Source organism: Planctomycetota bacterium, from assembly GCA_038746835.1.
Classification (GTDB): Bacteria; Planctomycetota; Phycisphaerae; order Tepidisphaerales; family Tepidisphaeraceae; genus JBCDKH01.
Genome location: JBCDKH010000015.1, coordinates 1 through 22,458 on the forward strand (window position 1 = coordinate 1; position 22,458 = coordinate 22,458).

A 22,458-nucleotide genomic window follows, 5' to 3' on the forward strand; every position below is an offset into this window, starting at 1 on the left:
CCCGAGTCGATGAGAAGCCCGGAGCCGAAAGGCCTGCTGCTGAGGCGGCGGGAACTTTTCGGCGGGCTTCGGCTTGCGTCGGAGTCCCGTGTATCCGTTGTTCCGCGTCGCAGGCGGATCGGCGGGTCATGTCCAGCCGGTGCTTGTCGCTCGTTGCGACGACGCCGGTGGATCCCGCCGTCGGCAACGGGCCGTCGCCGGATCGGGTCGGATCGTCCGACGCGTTCGGCAAGCCGAGTCACTCGGCAAGACGGTGTGACGGGATCGAAACGGCGTCTTGGCTGGAATGGACCGGCCGGACGCCGTTGCGGAGTTGGTCCTGCCGCGGCGTGTTGCTGCGGGCCAGGCCGATTCCGGGTCGTGCCACGGCCGGTCATGTGACCGGCGACGACACCCGGCGTTACGCCGGTTCGAGCTGGCCCAGGGCCGGCAACCCCACGGAAGGACACTTACGCCATGTCGCGTATCAACACGAACGTGAACTCGCTGGTCGCACAGCGCGTTCTCTCGCAGAACAACGCTTCGCTCAACAAGAGCCTCGAGCGTTTGTCGACAGGTCTGAAGATCAACAGCGGTGCCGACAACCCGGCCGGCCTGATTGCATCGGAGAACCTGCGTGCCGAGAAGACCGGCATCACCGCCGCCCTGAACAACGCCGAGCGTGCCGGCAACATCATCGCCACGGCCGAAGGTGGCCTGGCGGAAGTTGGCAACCTGCTCAACGAGCTTCAGGGTCTGGTCGTCGAGACCGCCAACTCCGGCGGCCTCAGCGCCGAAGAGCTTGAGGCCAACCAGCTTCAGGTCGACGGCATTCTCAACACCATCAACCGCCTCGCCGGCAGCGTCAACTTCCAGGGCCAGAAGCTCCTGGACGGCACCTACGGTTACGAGACGAGCGGCACCAACCTGTCGTCCGTCAACAACCTGCGTGTCAACAGCGCTCGCCTGCCCGACGGTTCGACCCAGGCTGTGACGGTTCAGGTGACGGGCTCGGCCCAGGTCGCCAGCATCGCCACCGCCGCCGGTGCCACCCTCAGCGCCGCTGTGACCATTGAGGTCGCCGGCAACAAGGGCACCGAGCAGCTCAGCTTCCTCTCGAGTGCTGCGATCAGCAGCGTCGCCGCCGGCATCAACGCCCTCAAGGACGTCACCGGCGTCGAGGCCACGGTCAGCGGCACGAGCCTCCGTATCGATTCGACCGGCTTCGGTTCGGATCAGTTCGTGAAGGTCACCGCCATTTCCGGCGGCGGCTTCAACGGCGGTACGGGCAGCGACGAGGGTCAGGACGCCACGGTCAGCGTCAACGGTGGCGAAGCCAGCGTCGACGGCCTTTCCGTCAAGTACCGCAGCAGCAACCTCGACGTCGAGTTCGACCTCATCGAGGGTGCCAACTACAACGGTTCGACTGTCGCCAAGAGCTTCAGCGTCGTTGCTGGTGGTGCGGACTTCTCGCTGGGTTCGAAGGTCTCCGAGACCGAGAAGGCCTCGATCGGCATCAATTCGGTGTCGACAGGCAGCCTCGGCCTCGACGGCTCGTTCCTGTCGAGCATTGCCTCGGGTGGTGCCAACAGCCTCACCAGCGGCAACTTCACCACCGCTCAGGAAGCCCTGTCCGAGTCGATCAAGCAGGTCAGCCAGGCCCGCGGTCGTCTGGGCAGCTTCCAGAAGTTCACCATCGGCAGCACCGTCAACCAGCTCGGTGTCGCCTTTGAGAACGCTTCGGCCGCCGAGAGCGCCATCCGCGACGCGGACTTCGCCCTCGAGACTGCCGAACTGACCCGCAGCCAGATCCTGGCTCAGGCCAGCACGACGGTTCTCGCCCAGGCGAACCAGCAGCCCCAGCGAGTCCTCTCGCTGCTCGGCTAAACCACCACAAGCCGTCTGCCGGTTCGCCGGCAGACATCGCGTTCCCCACAAGGGCGTCCCGCAATGCGGGACGTCCTTTTTTTGTATGAAACCGGATTCAGGACGGCCGTCCGTCTGGTCGATGAACAGCATTGGTGACGCCTTGCACGGCGTGACCGGGGGCCTTCGGCGGACAACGTTGTCCGCACCGCGACGTATGCGGAGGCAGGTGGATGGAACCCGCCAAGACATCCAAAGCGACTGATTCGCAACGCAAGGGGCAACCCGACCAAGCAGTCACCGAGTCTCTCAGGCAGACTCACGTCGCCCGTGAAGAATATCGCCAGGTATTGGCAACGCTCGCCGGGATTGGAACGATCCTTGTCAAAGGGGCGTCGCTTGCGGGGAGCGTTCTGTGCGAATCGAATTGCTGCAGGTCGTGTGAGTCGTGTAGTCGTGAGCCGACGTGTGACGGCATCGTCCGCGCGTTGGAGCGCGTTGATCAGCTGCTGGCACGATGCACGGTCGCCGGCACGCCCGCCTTCGATGGGCAGCGGGATCATCGCTGTCGGCTCGGTAACCGACAGGACGAATGCACCTCTTCCATGCTGCCGGGCGCGGTCACGCCGAACCAACTGACCATCCGACCCATCACGGTCGCGCGTGAGCAAACACTTGGCAAACGCTCGTTTCACGTCCGCGTCCACGAAGCGCCCACGAGTGCTTCCTGCACGATTCGCCCACGCTCGTCAGCCATCGCCGACAAGGACGCGCAGCCAGAGGCGAACTGCCGGTGCATGATCACACCTGGCAAGGAAACGCGTCTTCGTGCCTGCTCCCTCAATCAGGGAGCCAACCTCTTTCTTCCGCCGTATCCAGTCAAGCGAACCGAACTGGCCGCCATGCGACGCGCCCTGGCACCGCTCGGCCTTCGCGTAACCGTCCGAGGTCAGACGCTGCTGATTCGGGCCACCTCCGAAGGCTCCGCGAACAATTTCAAACTCAAACTGCTCAACGGCATCGACCGCCACTACAGCCTTGAAGCAGCCGTCGTCGGCCGCGATGCCTCCATTCGCATCGACGGGCGACCTGTTTCGGCGGTCGGGGCTGTCGCCCATCTGCGTCGCGACGACGACCACCTCGCCGTCGAGATTGGCGGACAGCTCGACGCAGCTGGCAGCGAACTGCTGATTCACGTCGACGGCGGTTGCGTCCTGCCGATCATCCGCCAGACCCATCGCGACGGAAAGACCGTCTGGCTGCCCGAAGACTGGCCCACGAACAAACGGACCGGACGCATGGTCCGCTCCGACGGCTGCCGCGTCAGCATCGGCCTGCCCGAACTCTCGACACGAACGCTCGGCCTGCCACGACTGACGCTGGCGGCACTCATCCGATCCACCAACGCCGGCTACATGCCGCGTCGCAGCAGTGAGGCGATCCTCGCCGCGATGCGGCAGGTGCTGGACGTTCAGGCGCGGCTCGAGCACGCGTGCAAGCTCATCGACGCCGCCCTGATCGCCGCCTCGGCAGATTGGCCGACCATGCGGGCCGACAAAGCTCAGGACGAAGGTTGCGACCCGACGCAGCAGAACCGACGATCCGCCGCGTGACGCAGGCTTCGTCCGACGCAACCACGCCGACGGTCGAGGCAACGCCACGCCAGCGCGTCGCCTGGATGCTCTACGACTGGGCCAACAGCGGCTACGGACTCGTCTGGGGCTCCATCTTCCCGCAGGTCTTCATCCGCTCGCTTCTGCCCGAGCAGTCGACGTGGGAACCGCGCATCGTCGACGGCAAGACCGAGCCCGCGACGGGCCTGGTCGTCATTGGCATCGACGTTCCCGGCAGCAGCGTCTTTGCCGTTTTCGTCGCAATGGTCGCGTTCCTGACAGTGCTGAGCGCGCCCGTCCTCGGAGCCCTGGCCGACGCACGCGGCTGGCAGAAGCGGCTCTTCATCACCACCGCCACGGCCGGGTCGTGCGTCGCGATGCTGCAGGTGCTCGTGCCCGTCGACTCCGCCTACGGCTGGCAGCTGGCGATGGGCATCTACTGCGTGAGCCTCTATTTCTTCGGCCTGTCGATCGCGTTCTACAACGCGTTCCTGCCCGTTCTTGCCGGATCGATGGGTGAGAACAAGCTGGGCGGATGGGGCTTTGCCGTCGGCTACATCGGCGGGGCGATCATGCTGATCATCGCCGGCCTGGTGTTGCCGGCCGTGTTGCCGGACTTTGAGAATCGCTTCAATCTCGGCCTGGGTCTGAGTGGGCTGTGGTGGCTGCTCTTCAGCCTGCCCGCCTTCTTCCTGCTGCCCAAGGTGCCGCCCGCCAGCGACGCGCACCTTCGGCCCAAAGGCATCTTCGGCCCGTTCAAGCAGGTCGCCGGGACCCTCAGGCACCTGCGCAGCTACCGGATGCTCTTCCTGTTCCTGCTGGCGTTCCTGGTCTACATCAACGGCGTCGAGTCGGTCATCAACCTCGCCAGCGCGTTCGCAAGCGACGTCCTGATGATGAGCGTCGGCGAGCTGACCGTCATGTACCTCGTCGTCCAGTTCGTCGCCTTCGCCGGTGCCGCGACCTGCGGCTACGCGGCGGAGCGCTTCGGCAACAAGCCCGTCATCACCACGACGCTGCTCGCCTGGTGCGTCGGCGTCGGGCTGACCTACTTCGTCCAGACGCCGACGCAATTCACGCTGCTGGGCGTGCTGATCGGCCTGGTGCTGGGCGGCGTGCAGTCGTCCAGCCGCAACCTCATGAGCAAGCTCGCCCCGAGCCACATCCGCAACGAGGCCTTCGGCTTCTACGCCATCGGCACCAAGGCGATGAGCATCTTCGGCCCGCTCCTCTTCGCCGGCGTCGGCATTCTCGCCGGGCCACGCTTCGCTGTCTTCGCCGTCCTGCCCTTCCTCATCGTCGGCCTGATCCTGCTGCAGTTCGTTCGCGAACCAAAGCCAGCAGTCGCGTAGGGCAACGTTTCATCGGACTTAGCGCGCTGGCGAAGGTTGAAACGCGATCTCGCCGATGTACACTCCATCCGTCCAGCCGGATCAACGGTTCGAACGCTTTTGCCGCATCTCGCCGAGACATCTTCCGTCGTCGACCACCTCGCCGTCCTTGCGGACGCCACGCGGCTGCGGCTCCTGCGTGTGCTGGAAGCCGACGAACTCACGGTCGCGGACCTACGCGACGTCCTGCAACTGCCGCAGAGCACCGTCAGCCGGCACCTCAAAACCCTGCTCGACGGCGGCTGGGTCGTCCATCGACGCGAAGGCACTGCCGGCTTCTACCGGCTCATTCTCGACGAGCTCGACGAGTCGCGTCGCACGCTCTGGCTCGCCACGCGTGAATCGAGCGGCCACTGGGCGACGGCAGAGCAGGACTTGCTTCGGCTTCGTCAACACCTCGCGAATCGCGATGCCGGCGGGTTCTTCGCAGGCGTCGCCGGCGATTGGCAGGCCATCCGCGACGAGCAGTACGGCCGATCGTTCGAGGCAATGGCGGGCCTGGCGTTGCTGCCGGCCGACGCAGTCGTCGCCGACCTCGGCTGCGGTGGGGGACACTTCACAGAACAGCTCTCGGCCTTCGCTGCCGAAGTCGTAGGGATCGACGCCTCTCCCGACATGCTCAAGGCCGCACGTCGCCGCCTTCGGCCACTGGACAACGTCAAGCTCAAGCAGGCCGAGCTGTCGGGCGTGCCGCTCGACGACGCGTCGTGCGACGCCGTCTTCTGCGTTCTGGCCCTGAGCTACGTCGAATCGCCCGCCGCGGTGGCGAGTGAGATGCGTCGCCTGCTCAAGCCGAACGGCCGCTGCGTGATCGTCGACCTGCTCGCCCACGACCTCGACGACTTCCGCCGCCGCATGGGCCAACGCCACCGCGGCTTCACCGCCGACACCGTCGCCGACCTCCTCGCCAGCTTTACGAACACCCGCGTCGTCCCCCTCCCGCCCGAGCCGGACGCCAAGGGGCCGGCGCTGTTCATCGCAAGCGGGGGTGCTGGTGGATGAGAAGCCGATCCTCGACTACTCCGGACCACGCGATGACGAGCAGAAACCGCGTCGCTTCGGAAGCTCGCCACTCGCTGCATCCATCATCGTCATTCTGATTCCGTTCGTGATCATCCCAAGCCTCATCTTCACGCTGCTGGCGATCGCCTACAGGTACTTCTGACCCTCCTCCCTCAGCCCTCCTCCTTCCTCCTTTCTGAACAACATGACCGCAACTGCCACCGACATCGGAACCTCCGCCGCCACCAAGAGCGGCCTCGAATACCAGCTCAAGCCCGGGGCCTCGCTCGACGAGCTCCAAGAGCTCGCCCTGCAGGGCCGCAAGGAGCTCGACCTCGCCGAGCAGGAGATGCCCGGCCTCATCGCCTGCCGCGAAGAGTTCGGCCCCAAGAAGCCGCTGGCCGGCCTTGACATCGGCGGCTCGCTGCACATGACCGTGCAGACGGCTGTCCTCATCGAGACGCTGACTGAGCTCGGCGCCAACGTCCGCTGGTGCTCGTGCAACATCTTCAGCACCCAGGACAACGCCGCCGCCGCGGTCGTCGCCGGCAAGAACGGCACGATCCGTGATCCCAAGGGCGTGCCCGTCTTCGCGTGGAAGGGCGAGACCCTCGAAGAGTACTGGGCCTGCACCGAGCGCATGCTCGACTTCGGCGACTTCAAGGGTCCCGACCAGATCGTCGACGACGGTGGCGACGCCACGATGCTCATCACCAAGGGCCTCGAGTACACCAAGGCCGGCAGCGTCCCCGGCCCGGAGACGACCGACAACACCGAGTTCAAGGAAGTCCTGAAGCTCCTCGCCAAGACGATCGAGGCCACGCCTGACCGCTGGGTCAACGCCGCCAAGACCTGCAAGGGCGTCAGCGAAGAGACGACGACCGGCGTCATGCGGCTCTACGAGGCCGAGCGCAACGGCACGCTGCTCTTCCCGGCCATCAACGTCAACGACTCGGTCACCAAGACCAAGTTCGACAACCTCTACGGCTGCCGCCACTCGCTCATCGACGGCCTCAACCGCGCCACCGACGTCATGATGAGCGGCAAGGTCGCCGTCGTCTGTGGCTACGGCGACGTCGGCAAGGGCTGCTGCCAGAGCCTCAAGGGCCAGGGCGCCCGTGTCATCGTCACCGAAGTCGACCCGATCTGCGCCCTGCAGGCGGCGATGGAGGGCTACGAGGTCAAGACGCTCGAGGAGACCCTCGACGAGGCCGACATCTTCATCACCACGACCGGTGCGTTCAACATCATCACCGCCGAGACGATGCGGAAGATGAAGGACGGCGCGATCGTCGGCAACATCGGCCACTTCGACAACGAAATCGAGATGGCTGAGCTCGAGAAGATGCTCTCCAAGAAGCAGGTCGAGAAGACCAACATCAAGCCGCAGTACGACCAGTGGACCTTCAGCGACACGGGCAAGAGCGTGCTGATCCTCGCCGAGGGTCGTCTGCTAAACCTCGGCTGCGCCACCGGCCACCCGAGCTTCGTCATGTCCGCCAGCTTCGCCAACCAGACGATCGCTCAGATCGACCTGGCCATGTACAACCGCGGCGAAGAGACGCTCAGCGGCGCGAAGTACGACGAGAAGAAGGTCTACGTCCTTCCCAAGATTCTCGACGAGAAGGTCGCCCGCATGCACCTCGACAAGCTCGGCGTCAAGCTCACCGTCATGAGCCAGGAACAGGCCGACTACCTCGGCGTCAACGTCGAAGGCCCGTACAAGTCGAACCACTACCGCTACTGATCAACCATTGATCGACCAACGCAACCGCCCCGCGAGTCTCCACTCGCGGGGCGGCTTCTTTGTTGAAGTTGAACATCAAACTCAAGCCGCGATGCGCATCGGCGACTGCTCGTCGGCCTCTTCGATCTGCGCCGCGATGTGCGGCAGATCGACACTCACCGGCTGAGCATTCGGCCCGCTCTGGCCCTTGGCGTTCGTCCAGAAGGCCGTGATCCAGACCTTCTTGCCGCCGGCACCTTCGGGGAAGACCATCCGGCAGTTCGTTCGGCCCGTGGTCATGGCGTAGTTCCACTCCTTGGCGACGACCGGCGCCGTCTCGCCGACGTGCGTGAAGACCAGCGCGTCGGCGACGTTCTCGGGCTTGGCCCGCAGGTCGCCGTCCTGACGCAGCTCGAAGTGGATCATGCCGCTCTTGATGTCCGTCACGCGGACGTACGGAGCGACGGTCGGCGGATCGATCCGCGTCGGCGTGGTGTCACGGATGTTGAGCCCCAGCGCCTGGCGCTGGTCATCGGTGACGTCCATGAGGCCGTTGACCTGCCGTGCGATCTTGCGAATCGCCGCGACCAGGGCGTTCTTGGCCTTGTCCTTCTCAAAGACCGTGCGCGTACCGCGCGTCATCGGATCGACGGCCTTGGCAAGCTTGGTCACAAAGTCGCTGGTGAGCGCGTCGAGCTGATTGAGGACGGGCTCCTGAAGATTGAAGGCCACACTGTCAGTGGCACACACGTTGAAGAAGTTGAGCGCAAAGTCGCGCAACTTCGAGTCGGTCGTCGGGACGAAGTCTTTGGAAGGCATGCCTTCCTCCTTCCGTTAGACGAGGAAGCCGGCAGCGCCGCCCGTTGGCCGCTGAAACCGCCGACGGCGGTAACTTCGGAACGGCGGCAGGGCGGCTTGAGGTGGAGGAATGATTTTTCGCTCGTGTTCTTCGCGGCGGCATGACCCACGGGATGTGCAGCGAGTCACGGTCGCCTCAGCCTCCAGCTTCAAGACCGGAGCCAGCGGCTTCGCTCCACGCCCCGCTGAGCCGCTCCGCCTGCTCAATGACCAGCTCCACCGCCTTCTCCTGCCCCTCCGGCGGATACTTGTACTTCCGCAGCAATCGCTTAATGAGGAGCCGCATCTTCGCCCGCACGCTCTCGCGGACCTGCCAGTCGACCGTCGTGCTTCGCCGCAACTGATCCGTCAGCTCCACGGCCAGCTTCTTGAGCGTCTGGTTCCCCATCTCCCGCAGCACGTCCGGTCGCTCGGCTAGGGCGTCGTAGAACGCGATCTCATCAGCATTCAGCCCGAGCTCTTCATCACGCTTCACGGCCTCGATGAAGTCCTTCGCCATCGCGATGAGTTCTTCGACAATCTTGCCCGACTCGATCGCGCGGTTGTTGTACTTGCGCAGCGTCTCGGCCAACCGGTCGCCGTACTTGCTTTCGCGGACGACGTTGTTTCGCGACCGCCCGCGGATTTCATCCTTGATCAGCCGCTCTAAAAGCTCGACGGCCAGGTTCTTCGCCGGCATCTGCCGAACGTCTTCGAGGAACTCATCACTGAGCAGCCCGATGTTCGGCCGCTCCAAACCTGCCATCGCAAAGATGTCGTCCACGCCGTCGCTCACGACCGCGTTATCGAGGATGCCTTTCAGCATCGCCGACTTGTCCGTGCCACCACGCTTCGGCCCCTCGACACCGTGCTTCGCGAGGATGCCGCGGATTGCCGCGAAGAAGGCGATCTCCGTCCGCATCGCCGCTGCCTCGTCGAGCGTCGCGCACAAGCTGAACGCCTTCATCACCGACGCCATCACGTCGAGGAACCGCCGCTTGCCGTCGTCCAGGCTCAGGATGTGGTTTGTCACCTTCGGCAGAAGCGGCAGCGGGGCGGTCTCGAACCCGCCGTAGTCGACGCCGGGCGAGTCGGGGCTCTTCTCCCGCATCATGTCCCGCAGGACGCCCATCTTCTCCTTGAGAATCCGCAGCCCGTCCTCCGCCCGCACCGTCGGCTGACCTCTACCGGGCGACTCCGTGTACGTCTTGAGCGCCTTCTTCAGATCGACCGCGATCCCGATGTAGTCGACCACCAGCCCGCCGGCTTTCTCGCGGAACACGCGGTTGACCCGCGCGATCGCCTGCATGAGGGCGTGCCCCTTCATCGGCTTGTCCACGTACATCGTGTGGCAGCACGGCACATCGAACCCCGTCAGCCACATGTCCCGCACGATCACCAGCTCCAACTCGTCGCGTGGGTCCTTGAACCGCTTCGCCAGCCGCTGGCGCTGGGCCTTGCTGTACTGGTGATGTCGCAGCTCCGGCCGGTCGGTCGCCGTGCCAGTCATCACGACGCGAATCTTCCCGTCCTCGTGGTTCCACGTCCCGTCCTCGCGGCGAGTGCCCGCCATCTCCGGCCGACGCTTCACGATCTCGTCGTAGAGCGCAACGCAGATGTCCCGGCTCATCGTGACGATCATCGCCTTCCCGCCGAAGTCCGGCTGCTCGTCCGTCGAAAGCTGCGACCGCATCGCCTCCTTCCGCCGGTCGAAGTGCGCCAGCAGATCGTCAGCGATCGCTTCCAGCCGCGGCTGCGCCCCGACGAGCTTGGCCAGCTGCGCCCACTTGCCCTTGGTCTTCTCCCGGCCCTCGACCTCCTCGCCTGCGACGACCTCGTCCACCTCCGCGTTGAGCTGGTCGATGTCCTCGCTGTTGAGGTCCAGCTTCGCCCGCCGGCTCTCGTAGTAGATCTGCACCGTCGCCCCGTCCTCCACGGCGTCGGCGATGTCGTACACGCTCACGTACTCCCCGAACACGCCTCGCGTGTCCTTGTCCTCGAACGCGATCGGCGTCCCCGTGAACCCGATGAACGACGCTTTCGGCAGCGCGTCCCGCAAATGCTTCGCGTAGCCGTAGACGTACCGGCCGGTCTTCTTGTCGAGGGTCGGCTTGATCCCGTACTGGCTGCGGTGGGCCTCGTCGCTGATGACGACGATGTTGCTCCGCCGGCTCAGCGCCGGGTGCGTGTCTTCCCCGTCCATCGGCGAAAACTTCTGCACCGTCGTAAACACGATCCCGCCGCTCGCCCGGCCGTCGAGGTATTCGCGCAGCTGCTCCCGGCTGTCCGCCTGCTCCGGGGCCTCCCGCAAGAGCGACTTCGCCGCGCTGAACTGCTGGTGCAGCTGCCCGTCGAGGTCATTGCGGTCGGTGACGACCACCAGCGTCGGATTGTTCATCGCCGGCTGCTGCAACAGCTTCCCGGCGTACATCGCCATCGAAATGCTCTTGCCCGACCCCTGCGTGTGCCAGAACACGCCGCCTTTCCCGTCGTGCCGTGTCGCCTTGATCGTCTCATCGACCGCCGCCCGCACACCGTGGAACTGGTGGTAGCCCGCAATCTTCTTCACGATTTCTTCATCACCCTCAAACAGGATGAAGTGCCGCAGGTAGTCCAGCAGCAGGTCCGGCCGGAAGAAGCCGCGGACGACCCGTTCCAGCTCCATCTCGACCGTCGGCTTGTCACTCTCGGATGCCACCGTCCGCCACGGCAAGAACCACTCGGGCGTCGCGGTGAGCGAGCCGACGCGGGCGGTGATGGCGTCGCTGACGACGAGGGCGGCATTGGTCGCGAACAGGTCGCCGATCTCGTCCTTGTACGTCTGCAGCTGCCGGTACGCCGCCCACACGTCGGCCGACGCGTCGGCCGGGTTCTTCAGCTCGATCACGGCGATCGGCAGCCCGTTCAGATAACACACCACGTCCGGTCGCCGCCCGTCCTTCGTCCCCGCGACGGCTAACTGATTCACCACTAGCCAGTCATTCCCACCCCCGGCCTTCACGTCATCGAACGCCACCAGCCGCGCCACGTCCTCGACCTTCGCCCCTGACGCATCCGTGTATGCGACCGGCACCCCGTCGATCATCTTCCGGTGAAAGGCCGCGTTCGCCCTCGCCAGGTCGGGATGCTCCCGCGTCGTCGCCGCCCGCACGACCTCCTCGACGGCCTCGGCCGGCAGCTGCGGATTGAGCCGCCGCACCGCCGCCGCCAGCCGCCCGGCCAGCACCACGGCCCGCCCGTCCACCCGCTCGTCGGGTGCCACGTCCGGGGCCAGCTTCGCCCCGTGCAGGTAGGCCCACCCGGCCTCCTGAAACCAGGCGATCGCCTGCTGCTCGACAGCATCTTCGTTAATCATCTTCCCCTGCCTTCCGAACTTCTTCGGCTGCGGCGGCGACCGCCGCATGTGCGGCATCCTTTGCCTGCTCATCCGGGTACTTCGTTTTCAACAATTGTCGACGAAGCCACGTTCTTAAACGCGCGAGCTGCGATTCACGGATGAACCAATCAACGCCGGCCACTTCATCTACGAAGTTCTCGAACTCCTGAGCTAGCGAACGTGCTTCTGAGGCCGTCAAGGTCCCTTGCTCACCTTGTGCGTTGAAAATCGCTTCAGCAGCGACCGCCGCGATACCGGAGGCGGACTTAGTGATGGTGATTTGAGCTTTGACCTTGTGAGTTGCCGAACCGCTCACCTCTTCGACCTGCTGCCGGGACATCCATTCACGCGTTAGCTCGTTGCAATGCTTCGCCGCTCCAATGAGGTCAGGAAACAGACTCGCGTTGTGAATGTTCATCTTTCGAAGCCATTGCAGGCACCGTTGTCTCACGTCCGCATCGTTGGGGATGTGGACCTTCCGCAGGTACTTCGCCACCTCGCTCGGCTCGTTCACGTCGATGTCGGAGTCTGCAAGAGCGCGAAGCAGCGAAGATTCGAGTGTCTCGCCGTACGGCGCGATTGTGAACAAGCCCGCCTGATTGACAAGCCGCCCGTGATCGTCTTTGGACGGCTCGATGATCCGTGGCCACTTCGAGTCAAAGTCGAGATCACTGATGAACTCGCTGTTGATGATGTAGACCGCGCGGCTGCTTGCGACGGGCATCTTGTTGCCTTCTTGACCCCACTGAGGGTCGTCCGTCCCGACGAACGCGAAGAAAAGGGCGACGAACGGTGACCGTGTCCAGTCGAGAAGTGGTGTCGCAAGCTCGTGGTGCTGACCGACCGCCCAAAGCTCGACATCCTCTGCCTCCTCGCCGTCATCGGTGAACTCAAGAATGCTGTTGTCCGGGACCCGACCGCGGATCGCGAGCCGGAACGCTTGGAGGTGACGATCTGCGAACTTCTTGTCAATCGCGCCCATCTGGAAGCGATCAAGTGTCGGCTCAAGGAACCACTTGTAGTGGTGCTGGCCGCGGAACGCGTACGACTCGACATTGTCGTTCTCGATGTAGTGGTCGACGACGCGGTCGAAGTCTCGCCAACTCTCGATTCGTGACGACGGAATGAGTCCATCAACGGTCTTGTCGAACACGTCGACGTCGGGCCACAACGGCAGCTTCTTCCAGTACGGCGTCTCTTCACTCACGCGTTACTCCCCACAGTTGGTGCGCCAAGCTCACCGCCGAGCAGCTTCGGCAGCAGGGCGTCGCGGAGGGCGGCGAGGGTGCGGGATTCTTGCCGGTTTTGCTCCATGCGTTCGAGCAGCGGTGCCACGACGGCGTGGAATGCGTCGAGGATTGCGGGATCGGTAGGAACGACGGCTTCGATGGCTTCGATTTGCTCCGGCTTGACGGCGGGATAGGCGGCCCCGTCCGCCAACTGCCCCAGCTTCTCTGACATCTCCGGGCGTGTCATCAGGACGTAGAGAAACGAGTACGGCACCTTCGGCGACATGACAGCAAAGCCGGTCGAAGCAATGCGGTCTGCTGGTGGGTCGAGGGCGAGGAAGTACGCCCCGCGGTCTGGCCGCACAGTTGAGATGGCGACGTCGCCGTGTCGTAGGCGACGCCGTGCTCTGCCGGGTGCGTCGTCCCGGTCGTAACGCGGCATCGACTCGATGTCGCCGCGATTGGCGGCCGAAATCTCGATGTATTCCAAGCTGTCGAGTTCGTCCTTCTTTCGCAGCGTTGAAGCGTTGATGTCGCAGAGGTCGCCAATCGTCTTCACCGTCCAGCCCTGCGGGATGTCGCCGAGGGGGGAGGGCTCGAAGGGGGCGGCGTTGGTGTGGGGGTGGTCCGGGGCGGGGTCGAAGTCGACGAACCAGCTTTGGAACAGGCCGCGGGCCAGCGACTCCAGCGTCCGGCTCATCCGGCGGTTCAACGCGATCTTGGCGTCCAGTGACCCCAACACCCCCGCAATCGCCCGCTGCTCCGACAGCGGGGGGAGCACGAACGGCACCCGCTCCATGATGCCAGTATTCAGGTTCGGCATCGTCGCCCCGACCGCATGGTTGACGATCCATGCACGCACGGCCGGATGTCCGAGGTAGAAGGACGCGAAGTCGGGATCAATGACACCTTCACCAAACCGCACCTTCAAGCAACCCGTGCCGCACAGCCAGCCTTCCTGACCTTCGCGGACAATCGCCCGTCGCTCAACGTCCCCGCGGCGGCTGTAGATGATGTCGCCGACTTGCACGCGATGCTTGGACAGTCGCTCCGCGTCTTCTTCCGTGATGCGTTTGATGTCTTGCTCGATTAGTCGGTTGTCGCCGATGTTGACCGGCATGATCGACGGGATGCCGTCATCGACGTAATCGTGAGCGTGCAACTGACTACCGAACGGGCCGGTCTGGATGCTTCCACCGCCGCGTTTGACGATCTCGCCAAGCGTCGGTGTCTCCCAGTGATCCGGTAGCTCCGCAAACAGCGGACTAAACCCCATACCCCACCCCCTTCAGGTTCTCGCGGATCGTCGTCTCCAGCGTGTCCGACTCTTTGAACTGCTCGGCCAGCTCGGCGGTCAGGCGTTGCATCTTCGCGTCGAACGGCTCGCCGTCGTCCTCGGCCGCGGCGGCGCCGACGTAGCGGCCGGGGGTCAGCACGTGGCCGTGGGCGGCGATCTCGGCCAGCGTCGCCGACTTGCAGAAGCCGGGGACGTCGGCGTAGGCGGCGGCGGTCTCGGTGCCACCGCATTCTTGCGGTGTTTCGGGGTCGGTATTGGAGCACTGCAAGGATGCAGTGGCACCGGAGGTGGGCGTCGGGAGGCCCTGCCAGGCGTGGAAGGTTCCGGCGAGTTTGGCGATGTCGTCGGCGGTGAAGTCGCGGAGGACGCGGTCTTTCATGTAGCCGACGTCGCGGGCGTCGAGGAAGAGAACCTCGCCGGCGCGGTCGCGTTTTCCATCGCGTGCGGATTTGTCTTTCGTCAGGAACCAGATGCAGGCAGGGATTTGGGTGTTCGTGAAGAGCTGGCCGGGCAGGGCGACCATGCACTCGACGAGGTCGGCCTCGACCAGGCCGCGGCGGATGTCGCCCTCGCCGCCGCTGGTGCCTCTCATGCTCCCGTTGGCCAGCAGCAGGGCCATGCTGCCGGTGGGGGCCAGGTGGTGGAGCATGTGCTGGACCCAGGCGAAGTTGGCGTTGCCCTTGGGCGGGGTGCCGTGTTTCCAGCGGGCGTCGCCGGCGAGCTTGGCGTCCCACCAGTCGCTGACGTTGAACGGCGGGTTGGCCATCACGAAGTCGGCCCGCAGGTCGGGGTGCTGGTCCTGCGTGAAGCTGTTGGCCCAGCTTTTGCCGAAGTTGTAGTCGATGCCGCGGATGGCCATGTTCATCGCGGCCAGCCGCCAGGTGGTGGGGTTGGACTCCTGGCCGTAGACGCTGATGCCCCCCACCTTGCCGTGCGTCTCCTCTGCGTACTTCTCCTCGACGTGCTTCTCGATCTCCACGAAGAAGCCGCCGGAGCCCATGGCCGGGTCGTAGACGCGGCCGTGGTAGGGGCGGAGCATCTCGACGATGAGGCCGACGATGGATTTGGGGGTGAAGTACTGGCCGCCCTTCTTGCCCTCGGCGAGGGCGAACTGGCCCAGAAAATACTCGTACACGTGGCCGAGGATGTCCTTGGGTTGGAGCTTATCGTGGGTGAAGGGGATGCTGGCGATCAGATCGATCAGGCCGCGGAGGTTGTCGGGGTCGAGCTGGAGGCGGGCGTAGGTGTCGCGGGCCAGCACGTTGGCCAGGGCGTCGTTCTCCTTCTCGACGGCGGCGAGGGCGTCGTCGATCAGCAGGGCCGTCGACTTGATGGTGTAGCTCTCGGTCTTGCCGTTCTTGACCTCGACCGTCGTCTGCGGCGGGAGCTTGGCCCAGCTTTGCAGGTTCTGCCAACGGGCCAGCGGGGGAACCCAGAAGGTGTTTTGGCTGGTGTAGTAGTCGCGGTCCTCAAGCTCTGCGTGAAGGTCGTCGTCCGACGCGTCCGGGTAGTGCAGGTCGCTGTCCGGGTTCTGCAGGTCGGCCTTGATCTGCTGTCGGCGGGCGTCGAAGGCGTCGCTCACGTACTTCAAGAAGATCAGCCCCAGCACCGCGTGCTTGTACTGCGCCGCATCAAGGTTGTTCCTCAATTTGTCGGCCGCGGCCCAGAGCTTGGCGTCGAGGTCGCGGAGGAACTGGTGTTCGGACACATCGGGCATCGCCCCTACGTATACCGGCCCCTCGACATGGGTACCAGTCGACGGCGACCGTCGATCGGGGACGATCGGGGCGTCGATCGGTTCCGCGGCAGCGACAAAAAGCGCTCGGCCGACCTGCGGCATCGTCCCCACCCCGTCCCTCACCCCCACCCTTCCCAGCTCCGGCCGGTCTACGTCGTCGCGACGTGAGGCCGCAGCATCATGCTTAAGTCGTGGCACGATCTTCAGATCGTGTCGGGGTTGGGATTTGGGGACGCACGATCTGAAGATCGTGCCACGGGGAGCGTCGCGGGCGGGATGCCCCTCAACGTCTTGAGGGTGCCCGGGGAAGTCTTCAGGACACCTGGGGAAGTTGGAAACATACCCGGGAAGGTTTCCAATATGGCTGGGGAAGTTGGAAATCTATGTTTGGGGCTTCCAAATATACCCGGGGAAGTTAGAAACACGGCTGGAGAAGTTCCAAACATATCCCGGGAAGTTGGAAAGATGGCTTGGAAAGTTCCAAACATACCCGGGAGAGTTCTAAACATACCTTTCTAACTTCCCAGGGAGTCCCTGAGAAGTTTCCAGGGATTCCCTTGGCCACTCCCAGCCTGCAAACAGCGTTTGTATCGGAACCGGCGAGAAACCGGGGAAGGGATGGAGCGGGGCGGGCGGGTGGTCGATGGCTGGGGCATGGACGCGACAGGTGACATCGTGGCGGGTGGGCAGGCTCGGGCGAACATGGCCGAGGGGGAGGCGTCGGAAGGGGGTCACTTACCGCTGGTGAGTCGCGTTGATTCGTGCATGGCGATTCGCGAGGGGACGCTGGACGATCTGGCTTGGATCGACAAGCTGCAGAAGGCCGAGCGGGCGGCGCTGGGGTTCTTGCCGTGGACGGCGTTGCGGGAGAAGGTCGAGCGGAACGAGGTCCTCGTGGCCGACGTCATCGGCAAGCCGGCCGGGTACCTAATCGCCAGCGATCGCTACCAGAAGCGCGACGAGCTGGGGCTCATCACGCAGATGAACGTTGACCCGCTCTACCGCGGCAACCTCGTCGCGGCGGCGCTGCTCCAGGCCCAGTTCGACCGCAGCGCGTACGGCTGTCGGCTCTACTCGTGCTGGTGTGCCCAGGACCTGGAGGCGAACCGGTTCTGGGAAGCGATGGGGTTTGTGGCGATCGCGTTTCGGACAGGCGGGGGCAGAAAGGATGAAGGAGGAGGGATGAGGGAGGAAGGTCAGAATCAGAAGTCTGGTGTCGGACCCTCCTCCCTCCGCCCTCATCCTTTCTCCCTTTCACCAAGCCCCCGCGTCCACCTGTTCTGGCAAAAGCGGATTCGTCCCGACGATAAGACCACGGCTTGGTGGTATCCGGCCAAGACCGACGGCGGGCAGTTGCGGGCGGACCGGATCGCGCTGCCCATTCCGCCCGGGACACACTGGCGGGATGTTGAAGCCGTCGCGGTGCCGGAGGTGGAAGTCGAGAAGGGACTGAGGGACGAAGGGACAGAGGGACAAAGGGATGCAGACGAATGTCCGTCAGAGCCCTCAGTCCCTTTGTCCCTGAGTCCCTCTGTCCCTTCAGTCCGCTACCCCCGCGGCATCGAGGAGCGCGACGGCAAGGTCTATCGCGGCGAGAAGCGACTGATGACGATCGCGATGATCAAGGCCGAGCAGGGCGCGGCGGAGAACGGCATGTGGTACATGCCCGAGGGCGTCGAGGTCGTCAAGGAGATGCCCGAGCCAGAGATCATCAAGCCCAAGGCGAAGCGGCCGAGGGCCAAGCGGGTGAAGCAGACGCCGGCCAGGACGGTCGATCCGGCGTTCGTCGCGTGGTCGCGCGAGCTGCGCGATCGCTGGCTGGAAGAGGTCGAGCTCGAGCCGACGCTGCTCATGGCGGCGAACCCGAAGTACGACGTCCGACGGTCGGCCAAGCGATCGATGCGTCAGCTGACGGGCAAGTGGCCGATGTCGGTGAAGGCGCTGCCGGCGTATCGCCAGGCGGCGTAGCGGGCGGGTTTGCCCGTTCCAACAGGCATCGCCGCTCGCTACAACGCTCGCATGCCGAAAGCCGCGATCGTTTACTTCTCCGGGCAGGGTCACACGCACCTCATGGCCGACGCGTTGGCCGACGGGTTCGGTAAGGCCGGCGTCGATGTCTTTCGCCATCGCGTCGACGGGGCGGACATCAAGGAGGGGCGCTGGAGCGATCCCGGCGGGGTGGTCGACGGAATCAAGTCAGCCGACGCGGTGATCTTCGGCACGCCGACGTACATGGGCGGCGTGGCGGCGCAGCTGAAGGCGGTCATCGACGCGATGGGCGGGCTGTGGTTCGAGCAGGCGCTGGCCGGCAAGCTGGCGGGCGGGTTCACGCACTCGTCGTCGCCGTGCGGCGAGAAGACGGCGACGATGCAGTACCTCATGGTCCACGCCGCTCAGCACGGCATGCTGTGGGTCAGCAACAACTTCCTCTCCGACCGCTACACCGGGCAGTCGAACGACATCAACCACTGGGGCAGCTTCGTCGGCGTCTTCGGCCAGGCAGACATCGACATGTCGGAGAACCCGACGATCGAGCTGCACAGCCACGAGGTGAACAACCTGCACGCCTACGCCAAGCGCTTCGCCGAACAGCTCGGGGCGTGAGGCGCGTCGGTCTGGTGGGAGGCTCAATCGACGGAGCTATGCGGACGCGACGATTCGGGGCGGCGTCCCCGGCGCGACGGCTCGAAACGTCAGCGGGTTGACGTCGGCAACGACACGTTTGTTGACCTCACTTCCGCTCACTTCCACACGCAGCAGTCGGCCTCTTGGGGCAGAGAACGGTGCTCTTTCGTGAATCGATCACGACTCATCAAGCACGGCATCGCGAACCAGTCGCACGGTCGAATCGTCTGTGGACAACAGTCGTGCAGTGTGGTGACGCCAGAGTGACGCGAGTTGATCAAAGTGGCTGCAGCCAAACACGAAGGACGACGTGATGCGATCTGAAAGGTGGTCGTCGTCTTGGATGACTCGATTGGCGAGCGTCGACTGCTCCGCAAGGTTGGCGTCGCGGTTGGCGGCAAGGAGCAGTTGTGCGAAGGAGAGGTACGGCAGTTCGTCCGTCTCATGTTGCGCGATCAGTGCCGCCCGTAGCTCGTCAATCGTTTCGGGCAGCAAGGCAAGAAGCGGTTCATCCGCGGTCGCAACGGCATCATCGATCAGGCCAATTGCCGTGTAGTTCGGAGCTCGGTCATCACACGGATCGCCATCTCGGATGGTCAGGCAAAGTGCGATGCTGTTGGTAAAGACGCGGAAGCGTCGGAAGGCGTCAGGGGCACGCTCGCTATTCCGATCCCCCCACCGAGTCAGGCTGATGGCCTCGCTGACGCCTGGGTCGGCCTTCTCGGGCAGCCGACGGTCGGCCAGGATCGCATTGAGTCCGCGAACATAACTCAAGTAGCCCGGGTCATTCGGTGCGAACTCCTCCACATCGGACGGATGGACCTGCTCACAAGCATGGTGGAAGACTGCGAGACTGGCGTGCATCGAACCGTTGGTGGCGGGACGATCACACTACCCCACCACCTGTGAACTCACGGGCCGTCAAACCCTCGGTTATGTCATCCTGGAAGTCTCGTCGCATCGGCGGGTGTTGCACCTGGAGTTCAGCGACGCATCGCTCGGCGGCGGGTTGCGGTGGGCGTTCGTGTAACGGCGACCGATTTCGTTAAGATCCTGGTCATGACCACGCTTGAACTGCTGCGGCATCAGCTCGAGACCAGTCGCGATTGGTTTCTGCCGGGGGCCAGGGACATGGCCGATGCGGCGATGACGTTTCCGACGCCCAAGGGCGGGAACCATCCGACGTGGCTCATCGGGCACCTCACGCTCGCGGAAGATCAGATGCGGGCGATGGTCACCGGCGAGCCCGTCGAGGCCGAGGCGTACAAGGCGACCATGGACATGGGCAGCGAGCCGTCGGCCGACGCTTCGAAGTACCCGCCGTACGACGAGATGCTGGCGGCGTGGGAAGCCTCGCGGGCCAAGACGCTCGCGCTGCTCGACAAGTTGAGCGAGGCCGACCTCAATCAGCCGCCAAAGAACGTCCCGGCCGAGGCGGCGAGCATGTCGATCTTCAAGAACGTCGCGACCGTGCTCAACCTGATCGTTCAGCACCAGCTCGGCCACGTCGGGCAGCTGTCCGATGCCCGTCGCGCAGCGGGTCGCAAGCCGCTGGTCGCGTGAGCGAGGTAGTGCGTCGGATCGCGTTGCTTGCCGTTGCAACTGGTAGCGGGCAGGCCGTCCGCATCACCCGATGCCTCGAATCGATGCGGGTACCGTCGGACGATGACGACGCACGAGCGAGCCGAGGCGGTGGAGCAGGTCATTCGAGCACGCAGGACCGAGAAGGTCTGCTGCGAAGCCAACGCTGCGGTGCCTGTGCCGGCGGAGGTGGCAGAGCGGAACGACGCGATCGTGTTGCAGGCACTGGAAACGGCGGGGATGGCGCCGTTCCACTTCCCGCGGAATGTCGATGGCCTGGCCGAGCCGTGGCGGGCACGCGTGTTGTTCGACGCGGACGTGCGAAAGCTGGCGGCCCATCTTCGTGACGATCACGGGATCACCAACAAGCTGCCCAAGCTGTGCGACGGCTGCAGTGCGCTGGTGCTCGTGACTTGGCTGCCGGAGACGCGTGAGAAGGCCGACATGACCGATCGCAACGAGGAACACCTCGCCGCGACGGCTGCGATGACGCAGAACCTTCTGCTGTTGCTGACCGCGCACGGCATGGGAACGTACTGGTCCAGCGGCGGCAAGCTGCGACAGCCGGACCTGCTTCGCCACATCGGAGCCGATGGCAGCGCCGAGCGTCTAGCGGCTGCCATCTTCGTCGAGTATCCGGAAATGACACAGCGCAACTCCGACCACGAACGCCAGCCCGGAAAGCTGCGGAACATCAGAAAGACCGGGTGGATCCGCAAGGCGAGCCTTTAGCGAGGCGTTCGCCCGGCCCGGGGGACGAACGCGTTCGCCGCGTGTCCAAGGCGAACTCGGTACCCTGGATCTCGTGCCGCACGCGTTGCTGCCGATCGCAGGGATGCCGTCGTTCACGTTGAGCGACCTGGCGGCGATGCGGGTGGAGACGATCTCGTTTTTCGTCGTCGTGCTGCTGGTTGCGACGTGGTTGCTGCAGCGCCTGTGGAACGGGCTGCAGAAGGACTTTTCGAAGTTGCCGCGGCTGACTTACGTTCGGGCGTTGTCACTGGTGGCCTTGTGGGGCTTGGTCTTCGTGCTGGTGCTTTCGATGATCAGCGGTGCGCGTGAGCTGATGACGCCGAACGCCTGGCACCGCGAGGGCGTGACATACACGCTGGCGGACGCGGCCGATCGCGAGGCGGCCGAGTCGCGGCGATGGTCAAAGATGGCAGCGTTGAAGGTCGCGCTGTGGGGCTACGCAGAACAGCACGACGGGCGGTTTCCAGACCGAGGCGAAGGCATTGCCACGGAGGTGTGGAACACGACCGACGTCACTGCCGCACCGTTCGTCTTCTTCGGCGGCGAGATCGGTGACGGGTCGCGTGTGATTGCGCACGAGCCGACCTGGTTCGAACCGCCGATTCTGACACTGTTCGATGACGGCACGATTCGTCGGCTGGACCTGCGCGAGCTCGAAGCGATCAGCAGCATGGAGGCTCGATGACGAGGGCCTTTCTCATCGTCATTGCCCTTGGCGTCTTGGCATTGGTGAGCTTCGCGATCGGCTGCGGCGCGCCATTTATCTTGGCGTTCTACGGCGTTGCCGGCTGGCTGCTGTACCTGCGTCGCGTGGTGCCGGAGGTCGAGGTGCCGCTGGACAGCGTTGCGGTCGCGATCGCGTGCGTGGTCGGCATCGTCGTCCTGCTGCACGTGACCGCGCGGTGGTTGTGGAGCGCGACAAAGGCGGACAATGCACCGCCGTGGCGCGTGAAGTACACGGCGACCGGCGTAACGGGCATCGTGCTGCTCTTCGCCTGCGGCATGGCGGCGACGGGCGCGGCGCACCAGGTCGGATGGATGATGCAGGACACGGGGCCGTTCTGGGTGCGGCAGATGAACGAGCGGACGACGCGGCTGATCTGTCAGTCGAATCAGCGCGATCTGTGGATGGCACTGCGGCACTACGCCGACGAGAACGACGGCAAGCTCCCGGCCGATCTGGTGGGCTTTGTCGATGACAATCGGCGCCTCGACCTCAACTGCCCGCATGTTCCAGGGTTGCCCTACGTCACCTATCTCGACGGCCTTCGAGACTTTCCTGACGAAGAGGATGTTCCGCTCGTCGCCGAGCCGTTGGCGAACCACGGTGGCGAGGGGATGAACATTCTGTTCGCTGACGGAGAGGCGCGATTCGTCACGCCGGAAGAAGCGGCGAGCATCTTGGGACGCCGAACGACTGATTGAAGCGCGTCGACGATCTCATG

The 22,458-nt window shown here is 64.6% G+C and carries 19 protein-coding genes and 1 pseudogene; 13 read left to right on the forward strand and 7 right to left on the reverse strand.

Annotation, left to right across the window (positions count from 1 at the left end):
- The first annotated feature begins 456 nt into the window (after positions 1-456).
- From AAGI46_03110 to ahcY, 6 genes are all read left to right on the forward strand, one after another.
- Positions 457-1,866 (forward strand): flagellin, encoded by a 1,410-nt coding sequence (locus AAGI46_03110; GenBank protein ID MEM1011194.1) that lies wholly within the window; start codon positions 457-459, stop codon positions 1,864-1,866.
- Between the two features lie 881 nt (positions 1,867-2,747).
- The gene (locus AAGI46_03115; protein ID MEM1011195.1) at positions 2,748-3,458 is read left to right on the forward strand and encodes a hypothetical protein; all 711 of its coding nucleotides are present in this window, start codon (positions 2,748-2,750) and stop codon (positions 3,456-3,458) included.
- Positions 3,419-4,810 (forward strand): MFS transporter, encoded by a 1,392-nt coding sequence (locus AAGI46_03120; protein MEM1011196.1) that lies wholly within the window; start codon positions 3,419-3,421, stop codon positions 4,808-4,810. Before AAGI46_03115 ends, AAGI46_03120 begins: the two co-directional genes overlap by 40 nt.
- 99 nt (positions 4,811-4,909) lie before the next feature.
- Positions 4,910-5,851 carry a metalloregulator ArsR/SmtB family transcription factor gene (locus AAGI46_03125; GenBank protein MEM1011197.1) on the forward strand — a complete coding sequence of 314 codons (942 nt, stop codon included), beginning with the start codon at positions 4,910-4,912 and terminating at the stop codon, positions 5,849-5,851.
- Positions 5,844-6,014, forward strand: a complete 171-nt coding sequence (locus AAGI46_03130) for a hypothetical protein (protein ID MEM1011198.1) — start codon at positions 5,844-5,846, stop codon at positions 6,012-6,014. The genes AAGI46_03125 and AAGI46_03130 overlap by 8 nt, the downstream gene beginning before the upstream one ends.
- Before the next feature lie 42 nt (positions 6,015-6,056).
- Positions 6,057-7,598 carry an adenosylhomocysteinase gene (ahcY, locus tag AAGI46_03135; GenBank protein MEM1011199.1) on the forward strand — a complete coding sequence of 514 codons (1,542 nt, stop codon included), beginning with the start codon at positions 6,057-6,059 and terminating at the stop codon, positions 7,596-7,598.
- Between the two features lie 81 nt (positions 7,599-7,679).
- Here the strand turns inward: ahcY and AAGI46_03140 are convergent, their stop codons facing one another.
- From AAGI46_03140 to AAGI46_03165, 6 genes and pseudogenes are all read right to left on the reverse strand, one after another.
- Positions 7,680-8,396, reverse strand: coding sequence for a hypothetical protein (locus AAGI46_03140; GenBank protein MEM1011200.1), 717 nt, complete (start codon positions 8,394-8,396; stop codon positions 7,680-7,682).
- 175 nt (positions 8,397-8,571) lie between these two features.
- Positions 8,572-11,769 carry a type I restriction endonuclease subunit R gene (locus AAGI46_03145; GenBank protein ID MEM1011201.1) on the reverse strand — a complete coding sequence of 1,066 codons (3,198 nt, stop codon included), beginning with the start codon at positions 11,767-11,769 and terminating at the stop codon, positions 8,572-8,574.
- Positions 11,762-12,514 carry a type I restriction enzyme endonuclease domain-containing protein gene (locus tag AAGI46_03150; GenBank protein MEM1011202.1) on the reverse strand — a complete coding sequence of 251 codons (753 nt, stop codon included), beginning with the start codon at positions 12,512-12,514 and terminating at the stop codon, positions 11,762-11,764. The genes AAGI46_03145 and AAGI46_03150 overlap by 8 nt, the downstream gene beginning before the upstream one ends.
- 90 nt (positions 12,515-12,604) lie before the next feature.
- A pseudogene (locus tag AAGI46_03155) lies at positions 12,605-12,997 on the reverse strand (FRG domain-containing protein).
- Entirely contained in the window at positions 12,994-14,295 is a 1,302-nt protein-coding gene (locus AAGI46_03160) for a restriction endonuclease subunit S (GenBank protein ID MEM1011203.1), read from the reverse strand. The pseudogene AAGI46_03155 and the gene AAGI46_03160 overlap by 4 nt, the downstream one beginning before the upstream one ends.
- On the reverse strand, positions 14,285-16,033 hold the full coding sequence (locus AAGI46_03165; GenBank protein MEM1011204.1) for a class I SAM-dependent DNA methyltransferase: 1,749 nt from the start codon (positions 16,031-16,033) through the stop codon (positions 14,285-14,287). Before AAGI46_03165 ends, AAGI46_03160 begins: the two co-directional genes overlap by 11 nt.
- A gap of 297 nt (positions 16,034-16,330) precedes the next feature.
- On the opposite strand from AAGI46_03165, the gene AAGI46_03170 reads away from it, so the two are divergent.
- From AAGI46_03170 to AAGI46_03180, 3 genes are all read left to right on the forward strand, one after another.
- Positions 16,331-16,573, forward strand: a complete 243-nt coding sequence (locus tag AAGI46_03170) for a hypothetical protein (GenBank protein ID MEM1011205.1) — start codon at positions 16,331-16,333, stop codon at positions 16,571-16,573.
- A 246-nt stretch (positions 16,574-16,819) separates the two neighbouring features.
- Positions 16,820-18,022, forward strand: coding sequence for a GNAT family N-acetyltransferase (locus tag AAGI46_03175; protein MEM1011206.1), 1,203 nt, complete (start codon positions 16,820-16,822; stop codon positions 18,020-18,022).
- A gap of 51 nt (positions 18,023-18,073) precedes the next feature.
- Positions 18,074-18,658 (forward strand): flavodoxin family protein, encoded by a 585-nt coding sequence (locus AAGI46_03180; GenBank protein ID MEM1011207.1) that lies wholly within the window; start codon positions 18,074-18,076, stop codon positions 18,656-18,658.
- 198 nt (positions 18,659-18,856) lie between these two features.
- Here the strand turns inward: AAGI46_03180 and AAGI46_03185 are convergent, their stop codons facing one another.
- The gene (locus AAGI46_03185) at positions 18,857-19,543 is read right to left on the reverse strand and encodes a hypothetical protein (protein ID MEM1011208.1); all 687 of its coding nucleotides are present in this window, start codon (positions 19,541-19,543) and stop codon (positions 18,857-18,859) included.
- A 195-nt stretch (positions 19,544-19,738) separates the two neighbouring features.
- Here AAGI46_03185 and AAGI46_03190 point away from each other — a divergent pair, with 195 nt between their 5' ends.
- The 4 genes from AAGI46_03190 (at position 19,739) to AAGI46_03205 (ending at position 22,438) form a co-directional block, all read left to right on the forward strand.
- Positions 19,739-20,242 (forward strand): DinB family protein, encoded by a 504-nt coding sequence (locus tag AAGI46_03190; protein MEM1011209.1) that lies wholly within the window; start codon positions 19,739-19,741, stop codon positions 20,240-20,242.
- Between the two features lie 102 nt (positions 20,243-20,344).
- On the forward strand, positions 20,345-20,992 hold the full coding sequence (locus tag AAGI46_03195) for a nitroreductase family protein (GenBank protein MEM1011210.1): 648 nt from the start codon (positions 20,345-20,347) through the stop codon (positions 20,990-20,992).
- 73 nt (positions 20,993-21,065) lie between these two features.
- The gene (locus tag AAGI46_03200; protein ID MEM1011211.1) at positions 21,066-21,698 is read left to right on the forward strand and encodes a hypothetical protein; all 633 of its coding nucleotides are present in this window, start codon (positions 21,066-21,068) and stop codon (positions 21,696-21,698) included.
- Positions 21,695-22,438 (forward strand): hypothetical protein, encoded by a 744-nt coding sequence (locus AAGI46_03205; protein MEM1011212.1) that lies wholly within the window; start codon positions 21,695-21,697, stop codon positions 22,436-22,438. Before AAGI46_03200 ends, AAGI46_03205 begins: the two co-directional genes overlap by 4 nt.
- Positions 22,439-22,458: the final 20 nt, after the last annotated feature.